1 protein-coding gene is annotated in these 252 nt (G+C 43.3%); it reads right to left on the reverse strand.

From position 1 onward, the window contains the following. A partial coding sequence (locus Q5762_RS39095; protein WP_315897075.1) for a hypothetical protein occupies nucleotides 1-252 on the reverse strand: 252 nt, incomplete at both ends.

Raw genomic sequence — 252 nt, forward strand, 5'->3', positions numbered from 1 at the left:
TCCAGTTCTTGACCGTTATTCATATCCGTTAAAACCACACTTGTTTGCGCTGTTTCAGATGCGACATTGCGCACCACCCCTTTAAACTTAATTTCGATTTTAGGAGAACCTAAGCCGTGATTACAAGTAAGGTATAGTTCTCTTGGCCCGCTACCGCCACCATTTTGAGCAAATTGAACATCAGTAACCGCATTCGGCGCTAGGTTAGTCGTTCCAACTTGCAAATTGCCGATATTGGCGAATTGAATATTG

Origin of the sequence: Streptomyces sp. P9(2023) (genome assembly GCF_032436795.1) — a bacterium.
Classification (GTDB): Bacteria; Actinomycetota; Actinomycetes; order Streptomycetales; family Streptomycetaceae; genus Streptomyces.